This window comes from Methanosarcina sp. 2.H.T.1A.6, from assembly GCF_000979455.1.
Classification (GTDB): Archaea; Halobacteriota; Methanosarcinia; order Methanosarcinales; family Methanosarcinaceae; genus Methanosarcina.
In genome coordinates this window covers 44,338-57,694 of record NZ_JJOY01000044.1, presented here as the reverse complement: position 1 = coordinate 57,694, position 13,357 = coordinate 44,338, and the positions used below count along the sequence as shown (strand labels likewise).

The following is a 13,357-nucleotide window of genomic DNA, read 5'->3' as shown; positions in this document are numbered from 1 at the left end:
AACTGTCATTGAAATATTTCATGGGTTCGAATTTCACTCATTGCACTAAATTTATGGGATATAGGTAATGTCTAAAAATACCACTCTTTTAAATTTTACAGTATAATTCACCTATTAAGATGATTATAAATAAATTAATAAAGGTATAAATGAATACAAGTTTATTACATTTTTATAAAACTTCTACCCAATAAAATGAAGAACAACACCATGAATGAAACAGCAAATAAGGAAGTAACTCCTTCTCTTTTAAGGTATATTTACCCAGATGATTGGGACTATAAAAAAAAGGAAGAAAATCCAATTGATGCAGAAGAGATTGTAGAAGCCATCAAGAATGGAAAAGAGGTCGAGATCATTAATGCAGTGATTGAAGGACCTTTCATCCTTAAGTCTGTTAATGTCGAAAGCAAGGTTTCTATTCAGCAGACAAAAATCAGAGGTCCTTTGGATTGTTCATATTCTACTTTCAAAAAAGTCTTGAGCTTTGAGAACTCGATATTTGAAACTGATGCTACCTTCATTTCAGTCTTAGTGAACAAAGATATAGTTCTGAATAATGTAACGTTTTCAGGGGTTGCAAACTTTTCTGACATTAATGTAACAGGAATTTTTTACAGTAGATCTGCAACCTACAAAAAACAAACTATATTTGTTATGGGGGATTTCAAAAATAGAATAGAACTTGATAAGAGTAAATTTGAGGGTGAGGTCAATTTTAGAAGTGCTCGAATTGGAAATAATGCTGAGTTTATTGGAGCCAATTTTAAGAAAGGGGTTATTTTTAACAGTTCCAATATTGAAGGCTCTGCTTTCTTTAAATCAGCTATCTTTGAGGGTGAGGCCAACTTTGGAAGCACTCAAATTGGAAGGAATGCCGAGTTTGATGAAGTAAATTTTAAGGAAAAACTCATCTTCAACAATTCCCATATAAAAAAGTCCGCTTCCTTTAAATCAGCTATCTTTGAGGATGAGATTAACTTTGGAAGCACTCAAATTGGAAGGAATGCCGATTTTTTAAAATCATACTTCAAGGGGTTGGTTATTTTTAACAGTTCCAATATTGTAGGCTCTGCTTTCTTTAAATCTACAACCTTTGAGGATGAAGTCAACTTTGTAAGAGCTCGAATTGGAATTAATGCCGAATTTACTGAAGCCTATTTTAAGGGAAAGGCTATCTTCAATGCTATTCAAATTGGGGGATCAGCTGCCTTTTTCCCAGCTACCTTTGAGGGCGAGGCAAACTTTGGAAGCACTCGAATCGGAAGTGATGCCAATTTTGCTGGGGCAAAATTTAAGGGTGAGGCTAAATTTGGAAATACTCGAATCGGAGGTAATGCAATGTTTATTGGAGCCGATTTTAAAGAAAAAGTCACCTTCAATAGCACTCTGATTCAAAGAGAAAGCCATTTTGAGAAAACAATCTTTGCCAATGATGTCATTTTTGAAAACACATCTTTTGAGACAATCTATTTTGGGGAGCCAGAGACCCAATTCAATGCAAAGATTGACTTGCGAGGATGTATTTACAATCGAATTTTCCCTGTGTCCTTTTGGGAACAATTAACAAAACATCTAGATCCTTATGATCGACAACCCTTTACTCAACTTGAAGTAACCTTCCGTCGGGCTGGAATGGATAAACTTGCAGATGATGTATACTATGAACAGAGGCGTCTAGAATCGGCTCAAAAAACACTATGTACTACTCCTGGTGCTTGGTTATTAGATCGTTTCCTCTGGTTGGTTACCGGATATGGAGTTAAGCTCTATCGTCTCGGTCTATTAATTGCTCTCATACTTTTGTTTGGAACCATTGTCTTCAATCTTGAGGGAGCAGTTAAACCGGTTGAACAGATTCTGGAAATGCAAATGCCACTTCATCTTTCCTATATGGAAGCTTTTTGGGTAAGTTTAAACACTTTTCTTCCTATAGAAATCTCATCTGGGACAAATTGGATCCCCTCCTCAAACATTATAAGGGTCTTGGGTATAAGGACAGGTATAAAGGTTACAACAGTTGCCACTTTGCTTGAGCTTGCCGGGTGGATTTTTGTCCCGATAGGAATTGCTGGCATATCCGGGATGCTGAAGCGACAAAATAATACCAGGTAAATGTACGTAAATAATTCATTCAATCTTTGTGTTTGTTAATCAAGCTTGTATATCGGCTGTTTAATAAGATGTACTTGTACCTGTAGTTGTTTGTTTATCGTATTATAGATAAAATCACCTCAGTTTTTTCAGAGCATTTGGAATAAAAAAGTAATAAAGGATTGCTTGTTACAGGTACAAATTTTATGTATTCGGCTGCAGCTTCACGAAGTTCTGAAGCTGTCACATTGTGGGCTTTTTGTTCTCTCCGGATCCTCTTGAAATACTGAGAGTCTGATTCATCCCTGCCATTAACTCCTTCATGCCTGCAAGCTGTACGGGTACGGATCTGGAAAGATTCAGCAGCTTCCAGGAAGGAAGGGAAGACTCTCGGTATTAGCATTTGTATTTTAAACTAGTCCATGAGAACATTTTTATAGGGAATCATACGAAATAATATTTGACTGTTTTCTAATTAGAGACGATCGTAAAGTATCAGCAATTAATCAACGAGGGTTAAATATGGTTATCGAAATTAAGAATGCAGATATTGGGGGTCGAGAAGGAGTTTTAGATATAGAAGGTATGAAAATAAAAACTCCTGATTACTTACCGAATCAAAAAGATATCAATGTTCTCAAGAATTCACCGTTTGTTAGTAGTACTAATTTCCCAAACGTAGATGTGGGAACATATATACACTGGTTAAATCTACAAACGCTAACATCGATTTCTGGAAGTTCTAAAAAGTATAACGACACTAAAAATTATTTGAAGTCTCGACTTAAACTGATGACAGATTCCGGAGTTAAAAGAAAATTACTTCATTTTGAGTTTGACAAAAGTGTTCCAACACTTTCGGGACAGAAACTTGATGTCTTGTTTCAACTGCAAGACGATGTCGGTGCAGATGTTATTGAAATACCTAATTTATTTTCTACTGATGAATATAAAAAGGTTTTAGATAGAGCTAGTGAATGGCGCCGCTTCAAGGGAATCGAAAAAGAGTTAATGGGCATAGCAAATGAGGGATCTGATGTTAAGATATTAAAAGACAAGAACAATACAATTAGTTGTATAGGAGTAAATTTAAAAAGAGAAAACTCTCCTTTGTTATTCGCAATCAAAAATTATCTGAAACAGGAAGATATTTGGGTACATGCTTTTTCAGTTCCACGATCATATAGGGCTGTAAAGTGGAAAGGTACACTAGGTGTATTACTGAATTATTATGGTATCGATACTATAAGCGCAAAAACAGCACATCCAAAGAGTTCTAGAAATTACATGTTCCAGATCGAAAGCAAGACTGAAGAAGAGAAATCTGAGCAGTCACAGGATTCAAAATACTTCAATCCAATTGATTATAGTACATTGAAATGTAAGAATATGAACACCGATTTGGAATTGTCTAAATTCTGTAATTGTCCTGTCTGTCGGAATAATACTGTTAGTACAGTAGTACAAGATTTTGACACGGCAAATGCGAATATTCGCTCACATGAATTATTTGCTTATAAGAGTGAATCACATAACTATCAAGACAAAATCAAACAAAATGCATCTGATGGCTATTTTAACTCAAAGAAGTATGCAAAAGAGATCGCGGTTCGATTTAGAGTTTAATCCAATAAAATATTACAATCAAAAACCTGCTCAAACTCTTCAAATTCTTCTTTTTTCATGTTAACTATGTTTTCGGGAACAGTTATAACAGATGTGAGTTCTCTTTGGAGATGAAGAAAGGATTCAAGTATCCATTTTTCTGAAATTGATTTCTTAGGGATTATTTTAATTAATAATAGTTCAGTATCATCTTTGATTTTTCTTTTAATGCTATTTTTTACTTGAGAGTAGTATAATCCTGTCAAAAGCTCAGGATTTACTTTTCTTTTGATTATTTGTACCTTAAGAGAATAATTTTGATCGTTGCGGTTACGTGCTATTATTTTCATGCTGTTCATCTCCACTTATGCCTACTTTTGAAATTTTCTTAATTAATATGGGGGTATCTGGTGTAATAGGATCAAGCGGATTTACCAAGAATGGGATGAAATGTAATTCTGTATTTTCATCCCATCCCGTGAGCTCGATTATCTCCTTAGGAATCCCTATGCGATACTGTCCTTTTTTTGCTGATTGTATTTTTACCATTTGCACTCCATCGAATATCTCATTATTAACTAAAGTGCCCCATTATAGGAAATATTTTGGTAATACAAAGTATATTTTTTCATAATTAAGTCATTTTTAGGTATATAATAGGATTATTATAGGATTATTAAAAGATATCCATACTCAGAAAATTTTCAAGTTCGAGTTCGTAAATATAAAATAATAAATTTTTATTCCATGTTTGTTGATCTTTGCAACAGAACCGGAAAAACTATAGGTGTAGCCTACCAGTGTGTAAATCCTATATAGTCTAATCATTTGGAAACATCAATATCTGGAGATAGAAGTATGTTGGAAAGCAGAATTATAGCCGCACAATCTGATGACAATTTTATAGAAAGGATGCGCTTTGAAGGCGAGGTGCTTTCGGACGTCGATATCGCAAGGATTGAATTTGAATCGGTACAGTTTATACAATGCCAGTTCAGCAAATGTGATTTTTCAAAAACCAGCTTTTACAATTCGGTGGTTGATAACTGCAATTTTGCAAACTGCAGTTTTATGGAAAGCTACTGGAAAGGCTCCAAAATATTGACTTGCAAGGGCGATGGCAGCAACTTCAGCAAGAGCCACATGAAAGAAACCTCTTTAGCGGACGGTTCCTTTCGATATGCAGATTTTTCAAGTTCCGTATTGGAAAACTGCACCATTCTTGACTGTAATTTTACGGAAGCTTTCTTATCCGAGATTCGGTTAAAGAAGCCCACGCTGAAGGCGGTTAATTTCGCAGGAGCGGATTTCTTTAAAGCCTTACTCAAAGACATCGACTTATCGGATTGTACCATTGATGGGATCACAATATCCGATACACGCAATGAACTCAGAGGGGCTACAGTCAATGCCGGGCAGGCAATAGAACTTGCTGCGCGGGTTCTGGGAATCAAAATTGTGTACTGATATAATGAGAAAAGAAACATAATCCACCTGCCGGAAGAAGCACAGAAGAAGCACAAAAGGAGACAGCTTGAAATAACTATTCATCCTCTGCCTTCCATGTTCAGTTATTTGCTTGAAGACTTCTGGTAGGCCCGTAGACCTCCCTTAGAAAGTACCTGGAATAAAAACCTTCAGAGATGGGCTATATCTGCAGGCATAAACCCTTATGGTCTTTCTGTAAAGTCAAGTAGAAAAACGTTGGAGTCCTGGGTAATTGCTTCCGGAGTTGTTGAGTCTACTGTATGTTTGCGGCAGGGTCACGATTCCTTAACTTCTATGCGTCATTATCAGAGCCTTGCTTTCTCAGATGATGAATTAAGGGATGTTAAAAAACAGTTAATTGCATGGGGCTTTTCTTTATAACATAATAAAGAGACAGAATGATTCATAATTTACAGAAGCTTCTGTGTACTATCGGTTTTTTTCCTGAAACTTCTGAATCAGAGAGTATGAGATCTAATTTCATATTGTTTTTGGAAAGAAAGTTCCGTGATTTCGATTGAGCTCATGCGATACGCCGGAACTGCAAAAATGTAAAGACTGCAAAAATACAAAAAATGAGATTTGGGATAATTTCCAGCCAGACAGTTACCCCCGCTTCAAACTCTTTTTATATTAAAGTGATAAATTTAGAATGATGAGTAATCCAGCTGCTTTCTCAATAATTGTAATTTTAGCCATCACATTTGTAGCTCTTTTCATTATCTCCTACCGGCTGGGAAAAAAAGTAAATAAGACCGGAAAATACACAAAAAACTACGGGAAAGAGGACGGAAAGGAGAATGGAAAAGAGAATGCAATGGGGTCTGGACTTGCCCTTGGCATGTCATTGGGTTTGATAATAGGCATTATGACGGATAATATAGCCCTGGGAGTTGCTCTTGGACCTGCCCTGGGGATGGCCCTGGGAGCTGTATTAGGGGAAAACGAGGAGATGACACGTTAGACGGACCACTGAGTCCTAAAAAAGGTTGCAGTCGAAAAGTTTCAGTCGAATGAATCGGATTCAAGTAAAAAACTTCTCAAACCAGACTCACAACGAATCAGAAACTTTCCTTATTAGGAAACTTTCCTTATTAGAGACTTTCTTATCAAACAATACAAAAGCTCTTAATAGGCTCTTAAATTTCCAGACATTCTTCTTTGAGGTAGTGGTCAATCAGTTTTCTTGAAATGCTGATCTTTCCGGGCAGGACAGGCAGATAATCTGCTGAAAACCACTTTGCGTCCTCGATTTCAAACCCGTCGGGCCGAATGTCCCCTGAATCATATTCTGCAGTAAAGCCGATCATGAGGGAGTTCGGAAAAGGCCACGCCTGCGTCCCGAAGTAAGTAATGTTTTTTACTCTAATGCCGACTTCTTCCCAGACTTCTCTGGCAACCGCTGCCTCAGCCGATTCTCCCGGCTCGACAAAGCCGGCTATCAGGCTGTACAGGTCTTTGGGAAAACCAGGGGACCTTGCAAGTAAAACCTCATGCCCTTTCCTGATAAGCACAATGACAGCAGGCGAGATTCGGGGATAGAAAAGCTCTCCGCAGGCAGGGCATTCCTTTCCCCTTTCTCCCGGCTTCCGGTAGGTCTTTGTTCCGCACCTGCTGCAGAACTGGTTTGTCCTGTCCCACTCCATTATCTGCACGGCTTTATTTACAAGCTCAAAGCACCCTTCACTGATCTCCGAATGTGCCTGCTTGAGGTCAACAAATTCCATCCCCTCGGGAGCCGGAGTATCCTCAGGAAGCTCCACAGAAAAACAGTGCTTCCCCTCAAGCATACCAAGGTACTGTTCCCGGACTGAAGGCAGCCCCAGCTCCCCAGGGTCCAGCAGCTTCGGAATAGCTCCGGGATTTTTCTTAATTTTGAGAAGAACATCACGGCCCCGGAATATAAACCAGAGAGCCTTTTCGGTCCTTCCGGCTGGCGGTTCTATGCCTACGATAAATTTCGGGTAACTGGGATTTTCCCTGTCTGTGGGGGTCATGGTACTCATACTCTTTGGGTTTTGTTCTATATATGATTGCATGGCTATTTTTATTTCAATAGTATTTTATTTTTACTCTTGGATATCTGTTTCCCGATGTATAAGAGACAGGAGTTGCGCCGCCCGAATTGCGCTTTGGGATCACAGGAAATCGAAGATTTCCTGGGAGTTGCGATGTAATCGCAACAGTACGCGGTCCTTTTCGCTGCGCTCAAGAGGACTATCTTATGGACAGTAACACTATTTTTTTTGCCACGCTCGATGCAGGAGAGTGGTCTTACAAAGAAAACGAGATAAAAAGAAGACAAAACAACAAGTAAAAACGGATCCCCCTTTTCTTATTCTTTCTTTCGATGGGTCGCCCGCCAGTCTGTGGGCACTCCGATAATATGAGGATAAAAATAGTATGAGGATAAATAATAGTTTACGGGGTAAGAAAGAGGCTTACAGGATTTTTCCCCTTACCACCATCAATTCTTCAAATGAAATCTTTTTTCTTCCCACAATATCTACCTCGAACCCCAGTTTCTCCATTTTCTCCTTCACAGCTTCAAGCCCCGTAATCGAAGAGATCAGAACCAGAATTTTTCCTCCGGGGCTCAGGTAGTTCCTGACCTCATCTAAAAACCGGTCAAGGGTTTCCCGCCCGCTGGCTCCGCCGTCAAAAGCATAATTTAACCAGCCGGGAACTTTTTCTTCTTCGGAAGTGGGAAGGTAGGGCGGGTTGAAGAGGATGAGGTCAAAAGAGGTTTTCCGGTTTTCCGGCTTCAGGCCTTTGAAAAGGTCTGTGCGGATTACCTCAACACCGTTTGCTTTTGCACAGCGGGCAGCATGGGGGTTGATTTCTGTTGCAAGCACGCGGATGCCCTTAATATTTGCCCTGAGCACGGCAGATACAAAACCCGAGCCTGCCCCGATTTCAAGAATGTGCATGCCTGGCTCTGCCTCTTCAAGGGTTGCGTCAGCAAGCAAAAAGGAGTCTTCTGCAGGCTCGTAGACAAGGTCTGTGGCTCCGAGTTTGACCCGGGTGTTTTTGTATTCTATCTCAACCATGGATTATCTGGATTTGAGGTCAAAAATCATATTTGCAACGAGGGCAAGCTCTTCAGGAGTCAGGTTTTCCGCTCTTTTGTTCATGAAATCTTCAGGGAGCTGGTTTACAACCTCTTTGACTTCCGGGATCTTGAGCACATGATTTGTGTTCAGGATCGAATTTCTCAACTTTTTTCGGCGCTGGCTGAAGACTGCAGTAACAAATTCGAGAAAGAAGGCTTCGTCGCGAACCTCGAATGGAGCAGGACGGGGGATCAGTTTGATCACTGCAGATTCAACTTCAGGTGCTGGCTGGAAGACGCCTTTTGGAACCTTCATGAGGATGGAAGCATCGGCAAAGTAATATGTATCGACCGTAAGGCGGGAGTAGTCCTTGCAGCCTGGAGAAGAGACCATGCGGACTGCAAACTCGTACTGGTACATCAGAATTCCGAGCTCGAATTTGTAGCGCAGGAGTTTGAAGGTGATTTCCGAGGAGATGGAATAGGGAAGGTTTGAAACAACCTTGTCAAACTCAGGAAACTCGATTTTCAGGGCGTCGCCTGCGATAATCTCCACATTTTCAACATTATCGAAGCGGTTGTGCAGGACTGAAACAAGGGCAGGGTCAAGCTCGACCGCGATTACTTTTCTTGCTCTCCTTGCAAGCCGTTCGGTTAGGTTTCCGATTCCTGCACCGATCTCAAGAACCGTATCCTGCGGACTTAGCTCAGCAGCAGCAACTATCCGGTCCAGGTAGCCAGTATCAATGAGAAAGTGCTGATCAAAGGTGCCTCCTTTTATATTGTACTTTTTAAGAATAGAACGAACCAGGGCTGAAACCTCCTTAATAAAGTAAGTATTTGTAAGCTTTTTGTATCGTTTGTAAATATTTCATTGAAAATTTGTAAATATTTCATTGAAAATTTGTAAATATTTCATTGAAAATTTGTAAATATTTCATTGAAAATTTTTAAAAATTATATAAATATTTCGGATGTATTTTGTAAGTATTTTGTTTGAAGTAAATTAAAGCAGACGAGTTTAAGTAAATAAATCGATTTAGTTAAAGTTAGTAAACCATCAATAGATAAACCCTGTAGATAAATCCTCAAAAACCGGACGTGCAGAAGCCAGATAGGCAGAAACCGTATTGAAAAAAAATAGAATGAAAGGTTCACCTATCATTCGGGCCCTGATGGCGAGGAGGGATGGTGAACAGCCTGTACTTGATGAAATCATCCTTGAGTTCTTCTTCGATCCTGTGGGAAATGACTTTAGCAGGGTCATGAAGGCTCGGGATTCTCTCGCGGATGTCCTGAAAGCTCTTAAACTCCCCTTTCTTGCGTTCATCAATGATAGACCACATGAGTTTTTTCCCTATTCCGGGAAGGAGTTCAAGCATATGCAGGCGGGTTGTGATGGAATGAGCATCGTTGAAGAATTTTACGAACCTTTCTTCTTTGTGCCTGATGCTTGCTTCAAGGATGAAGGGCAATTCGAGGTTTGCTCCGGTAGTAAGGTCAGAATGCCCTATCCTCTGCTTTACGTGGTCTATTTCATTCCTGTCTCCAGGCCCTATATAAACTCTTGACTGGATTTCAGGAACTACTCCGGCTTTGGGGACCAGTTCCATAAGAGTGAACTTTTTATCCCCTACAGCCTGCACAAGAGGTTTTTTCTGGTACATTGACGTACCGTCAACGGATTTTCCATAGGGAAGATAATCGAGGACCCATACATATTCCTCTCTGTCCTGTGGACTCTCCGTGGCTTTTCCGGATGAGCGCGGAGCTCTTTCTGACTGCCTTTCAGATTGTGGTTTACCTGCCGGCCGCCTGCCGTCAGAAGAAGGTCTTTCGGCAGATGATCTGCCAGTGTACGGTCTACCTGATTGCGACTTCTCTACTTTCATCAGCACCCATCCTATCGATAAATATGAAACCCCATTAAATGTCAGGGTATGCTCACCTGGATATGCCCAGCTTCTTTTAGCTCTTCTATCTGGTTCAGGATCTTCCCCAGCTACCAGACCTGTTGAACTATTCCCCGAAACCAGCTTCCTGAAACTAACCTTTATCTCGGCATTCTCAGGTTCGGGGACTTAGAGGTCCAGAGAATCCTCTGCTGCTAAATTCTTCAGGTCAAGGTACTCCATGATACTTTAAAGTACTCTAACCAGATTTAGGATACTTCCCTCATGAATTACAAGATAAACTGCTATATAGATTATTCTTTTTACTTCTTAATTATTCCATAGCCGCGAATACATATTCCAGAATTTGATCCAGCTCTTCATTGCTCAGGGTGTACTTTTCTTTCGCATAGATTGACCTGAGTTCATCTCTGGATTGAGGCAGGATGTCCGCGATCCTGATTGCGATAACGGGCTTCATTTTTTCAAGCTCAAGTAACTTATTAACAAGTTCCCTTGACTTCTCTCCGCTGATTTTTGAGAACTGTTCCGCATGATGCAGGGCTTTTCTGAAACTGTATGCAACCTCTAACCCCTGTTCTCTGCGCTCGTCAGCGATCCCGGAAAGTATATCCTTGACCTCGGCCAATGTCAATAACTCTTCGTTGATGACTTCCTTAACTATCATTGGAATACACTCTTTTGAATTAAAATTTCAGGTAGTTGTACTTCCTTACAGAGCAATATGTTTTACTGCTTTATGTGAGCTCTGATTCCTGCTGCCAGTATTTTCTGCCTTTCAATACCCAGCATGCGCCCGATAAGCCGGAACTGTTTTGAATGATGTTATCCTGAACTATTTCAGCTATATGTTTTACAAATGATATATAATTATAGATGTTCCTTTACCAGGATAAAAAACTAATTTTTAAAAAGCAGTTATTCCATATCCCCTTTAAACGTGCCCTTTTACAGGTTTTTAAGGGAACATTAGTTCTGTTACATTCAATCCTTTAGCGGGCCGTTACTCAGGCTGTATTTACCGGAATTTCTGGCAGGATTTCAAACCTCCGGTTGGAGGTCTGGATACCTTAAATTCCGAAATAAAAGGGAAAATTAGGTTGAAAAAACCTAACTACCTTGCTCGGAATCAGTACTTCTGAGGTTTCAGGTGCTGGGGAAGAGAAATGACGCTCTTCATTGCGTTTCCGTTGCGGACTGTCAGCACATATGAGCGACCGCGCTGCCCGACAACCTTTCCAGTGGATCCCTGAAACTTTGGATTTGGCATACCTTTCTGGACGCTAGGGTCTATGTCAATGTGGACCATCTGTCCTTCTTCGAATTCCTGGATTGCCCTGCTTACAGGGGATATTCCTCTTTCGCGAACCGTCTTCTTTAATTTGTATCTTGTGCAGCGTCTTTCACCGTGGGAATTTGACATCGCATGTTCCTCCGTTAGAATGCTCGATTAATTTTTCTTTAATAAAGTTTCTGTTTAATAATTGATTTTTCCTCTAAATAATATGGATATTATTTAAATGAACCGTTCATTAAGCCACTCTTTCCCTGTGGCCTGATCGGCTAATGAAACTGATTCAGATTGAAATCCAGATTGGTTTAGATTAGATCGATTCAAATTGTTTAGATTGATTTAGTTTATTTAAAGCAGATTCAGATGCCTGGAGCTTAAATTTCGACGTTAACCACATCAAGATCTTCCACAAGCGCCGGGACTCCTATAAGACCTGTCAGGCTCGGGTTTGTCCTGCCATCGTCTCCGGAAATCAGCTCTTTGACGTATAGCCCACCTTCACAGTTTACGGTTATGTAGGCATGACCATCATCTGTCAGCTCGTCAAGCGTAATGCTGTGCACGTATCTTTTCCGGACAAGATCTGCCCGCCTGTGAACCACACGCTTTGGAGTCTGCTGTGCAATCTCTGTGCCACTCAATGACTCAAGGCATGATTTAAGCTTTTCCTCTGAAACAGGCTCTTTAAATGTAACTTTAAGCTTATAAGTTTTATCCGCCTTTGAGCTCTTCAGGGTCTCAATCATACTTTTTTCGACAAAACGAAGCTCCCTTACCTCAACTTTTCCTGCAGCATTCTCATTAATTCTGGCAGTAAGTGCTTCAAGGTCAGCCACGCGCCTTACAGGAGACTTTGCTTCTACCACAAAGGGCCTGCCGCTTCCAAGCATCAGGGCATCTATATCTTCCCTGCCAGAACCATGAAAAGCCGTATCAACAGCCTCAAATGCTTCGATGACAGGACCTTTGATAAGCTCGTCTACGGATTCTGGATATTGTTTGCCTGTAAATCCGCACCTTTCGCAGCCTCTGCCCTTACATGCCCTGCAGGGCCAGCGAGTCTGTGGGATTCCGCGGACTTTTTTGAGGTAGCGCCCGTAAACATATACTGAACGGACCTGAAGCTCGAATTTGTTTGTTGCAAGGTCAAGGGTGATTACAATATCCGGGTTTTCAAAATCCACTTCTTTTCCAACCGTTTCTGCAATCCGCTTGCCCACTTCCCGGTTAAGCTCGGATTTCAACTGCTCGGCATAGGCAGTCCCTGCCTCAGCCCATAGGATCTCTTCGTTTTCACTGAGAAGCCCGCTGACCTTTGTCCCCACGAGGAAGGTGGAGTACTCAAGACCTTCGAGAGCCTTTGCAGCTTTTTCTGCCCACCCATCCAGTTTTTTGAACTGGTCAAGGCAGACCCAGCACTGCTCATCTTCTCCCTCTATTCTGAGAGTTTTCCTTGCACGGGCACTGCAGGAAACAAGTTCCTTTAAGAGAGAATCGTCATTTTCACTTTTGTAAATGCGGTCCCCTTCAAGGACGAGGGCGAGTTTCATTGCCTGCCCGCGCTCTTTGTTGCTGAGGCCTGTGGACAATTTTGCAAACTGACGGCCCATGCAGTGGTCACAGATAGGGCCTTCGTGCAGAATCTTTTTTGAAATTTCAAGTACATCCATTTGGTTTCACGTTCTCTAAGCTCTTTGTTCGGGAAATATATATGGGGAGTGGAGAATGAAAGATAATATTGAAAGTATTGACAGATTATATTGAAGGATAATATTGAAAGATATTATTGACAGATTATATTGAAAGATGGTATTGACAGATTATATTGAGTGTAGTAGAGATGATGCGCAAATTTAAGGCATGTGCCTGAAAAGGCACATCCGGATAAGTTTCTATCCTGATACAGGGAAA

General features: G+C 40.6%; 14 protein-coding genes. 4 read left to right on the top strand and 10 right to left on the bottom strand.

Annotated features, from left to right (window positions below; all coding sequences use genetic code 11):
* The first annotated feature begins 210 nt into the window (after positions 1–210).
* Positions 211–2,115, top strand: coding sequence for a pentapeptide repeat-containing protein (locus EO98_RS12935; protein ID WP_048138911.1), 1,905 nt, complete (start codon positions 211–213; stop codon positions 2,113–2,115).
* A gap of 94 nt (positions 2,116–2,209) precedes the next feature.
* On the opposite strand, the gene EO98_RS12930 is transcribed toward EO98_RS12935, so the two are convergent.
* Positions 2,210–2,497, bottom strand: a complete 288-nt coding sequence (locus EO98_RS12930) for a hypothetical protein (protein WP_048138913.1) — start codon at positions 2,495–2,497, stop codon at positions 2,210–2,212.
* Positions 2,498–2,616: 119 nt separating this feature from the next.
* Between EO98_RS12930 and EO98_RS12925 the strand changes: the two genes are divergently transcribed.
* Entirely contained in the window at positions 2,617–3,720 is a 1,104-nt protein-coding gene (locus tag EO98_RS12925; RefSeq protein ID WP_048138915.1) for a hypothetical protein, read from the top strand.
* Here EO98_RS12925 and EO98_RS12920 read toward each other — a convergent pair.
* On the bottom strand, positions 3,717–4,049 hold the full coding sequence (locus EO98_RS12920) for a hypothetical protein (RefSeq protein ID WP_048138917.1): 333 nt from the start codon (positions 4,047–4,049) through the stop codon (positions 3,717–3,719). The genes EO98_RS12925 and EO98_RS12920 overlap by 4 nt on opposite strands.
* Entirely contained in the window at positions 4,030–4,248 is a 219-nt protein-coding gene (locus tag EO98_RS12915; RefSeq protein ID WP_048138919.1) for a hypothetical protein, read from the bottom strand. Before EO98_RS12915 ends, EO98_RS12920 begins: the two co-directional genes overlap by 20 nt.
* A gap of 309 nt (positions 4,249–4,557) precedes the next feature.
* Between EO98_RS12915 and EO98_RS12910 the strand changes: the two genes are divergently transcribed.
* Positions 4,558–5,166 carry a pentapeptide repeat-containing protein gene (locus tag EO98_RS12910; protein ID WP_048138921.1) on the top strand — a complete coding sequence of 203 codons (609 nt, stop codon included), beginning with the start codon at positions 4,558–4,560 and terminating at the stop codon, positions 5,164–5,166.
* Positions 5,167–5,839: 673 nt separating this feature from the next.
* Positions 5,840–6,151 (top strand): hypothetical protein, encoded by a 312-nt coding sequence (locus EO98_RS12905; protein ID WP_048138924.1) that lies wholly within the window; start codon positions 5,840–5,842, stop codon positions 6,149–6,151.
* A gap of 175 nt (positions 6,152–6,326) precedes the next feature.
* Here EO98_RS12905 and nudC read toward each other — a convergent pair whose 3' ends face one another.
* From nudC to EO98_RS12870, 7 genes are all read right to left on the bottom strand, one after another.
* Positions 6,327–7,184 carry an NAD(+) diphosphatase gene (gene nudC / locus EO98_RS12900; protein ID WP_048138925.1) on the bottom strand — a complete coding sequence of 286 codons (858 nt, stop codon included), beginning with the start codon at positions 7,182–7,184 and terminating at the stop codon, positions 6,327–6,329.
* Positions 7,185–7,628: 444 nt separating this feature from the next.
* Complete coding sequence (locus EO98_RS12895) at positions 7,629–8,237, bottom strand: HemK2/MTQ2 family protein methyltransferase (protein ID WP_048138927.1); 609 nt, start codon at positions 8,235–8,237, stop codon at positions 7,629–7,631.
* Between the two features lie 3 nt (positions 8,238–8,240).
* Complete coding sequence (gene rsmA, locus EO98_RS12890; protein ID WP_200895250.1) at positions 8,241–9,050, bottom strand: 16S rRNA (adenine(1518)-N(6)/adenine(1519)-N(6))-dimethyltransferase RsmA; 810 nt, start codon at positions 9,048–9,050, stop codon at positions 8,241–8,243.
* A gap of 343 nt (positions 9,051–9,393) precedes the next feature.
* Complete coding sequence (locus EO98_RS12885) at positions 9,394–10,131, bottom strand: DUF655 domain-containing protein (protein WP_048134966.1); 738 nt, start codon at positions 10,129–10,131, stop codon at positions 9,394–9,396.
* 334 nt (positions 10,132–10,465) lie between these two features.
* A complete protein-coding gene (locus EO98_RS12880; RefSeq protein ID WP_048134964.1) occupies positions 10,466–10,819 on the bottom strand; it encodes an RNA polymerase Rpb4 family protein in 354 nt (117 codons plus the stop codon).
* 462 nt (positions 10,820–11,281) lie between these two features.
* Complete coding sequence (locus tag EO98_RS12875; RefSeq protein WP_048138932.1) at positions 11,282–11,575, bottom strand: 50S ribosomal protein L21e; 294 nt, start codon at positions 11,573–11,575, stop codon at positions 11,282–11,284.
* Positions 11,576–11,820: 245 nt separating this feature from the next.
* A complete protein-coding gene (locus EO98_RS12870) occupies positions 11,821–13,116 on the bottom strand; it encodes a tRNA pseudouridine(54/55) synthase Pus10 (RefSeq protein ID WP_048138935.1) in 1,296 nt (431 codons plus the stop codon).
* Between the last annotated feature and the right edge of the window lie 241 nt (positions 13,117–13,357).

Coding starts and splice junctions, on each gene's coding strand:
- EO98_RS12895 (WP_048138927.1), bottom strand. CDS start 8,237: ATGGTTGAGATAGAATACAAAAACACCCGGGTCAAACTCGGAGCCACA.
- EO98_RS12915 (WP_048138919.1), bottom strand. CDS start 4,248: ATGGTAAAAATACAATCAGCAAAAAAAGGACAGTATCGCATAGGGATT.
- EO98_RS12935 (WP_048138911.1), top strand. CDS start 211: ATGAATGAAACAGCAAATAAGGAAGTAACTCCTTCTCTTTTAAGGTAT.
- EO98_RS12925 (WP_048138915.1), top strand. CDS start 2,617: ATGGTTATCGAAATTAAGAATGCAGATATTGGGGGTCGAGAAGGAGTT.
- EO98_RS12920 (WP_048138917.1), bottom strand. CDS start 4,049: ATGAAAATAATAGCACGTAACCGCAACGATCAAAATTATTCTCTTAAG.
- EO98_RS12910 (WP_048138921.1), top strand. CDS start 4,558: ATGTTGGAAAGCAGAATTATAGCCGCACAATCTGATGACAATTTTATA.
- EO98_RS12930 (WP_048138913.1), bottom strand. CDS start 2,497: ATGCTAATACCGAGAGTCTTCCCTTCCTTCCTGGAAGCTGCTGAATCT.
- nudC (WP_048138925.1), bottom strand. CDS start 7,184: ATGACCCCCACAGACAGGGAAAATCCCAGTTACCCGAAATTTATCGTA.
- EO98_RS12870 (WP_048138935.1), bottom strand. CDS start 13,116: ATGGATGTACTTGAAATTTCAAAAAAGATTCTGCACGAAGGCCCTATC.
- EO98_RS12880 (WP_048134964.1), bottom strand. CDS start 10,819: ATGATAGTTAAGGAAGTCATCAACGAAGAGTTATTGACATTGGCCGAG.
- EO98_RS12875 (WP_048138932.1), bottom strand. CDS start 11,575: ATGTCAAATTCCCACGGTGAAAGACGCTGCACAAGATACAAATTAAAG.
- EO98_RS12885 (WP_048134966.1), bottom strand. CDS start 10,131: ATGAAAGTAGAGAAGTCGCAATCAGGTAGACCGTACACTGGCAGATCA.
- EO98_RS12905 (WP_048138924.1), top strand. CDS start 5,840: ATGATGAGTAATCCAGCTGCTTTCTCAATAATTGTAATTTTAGCCATC.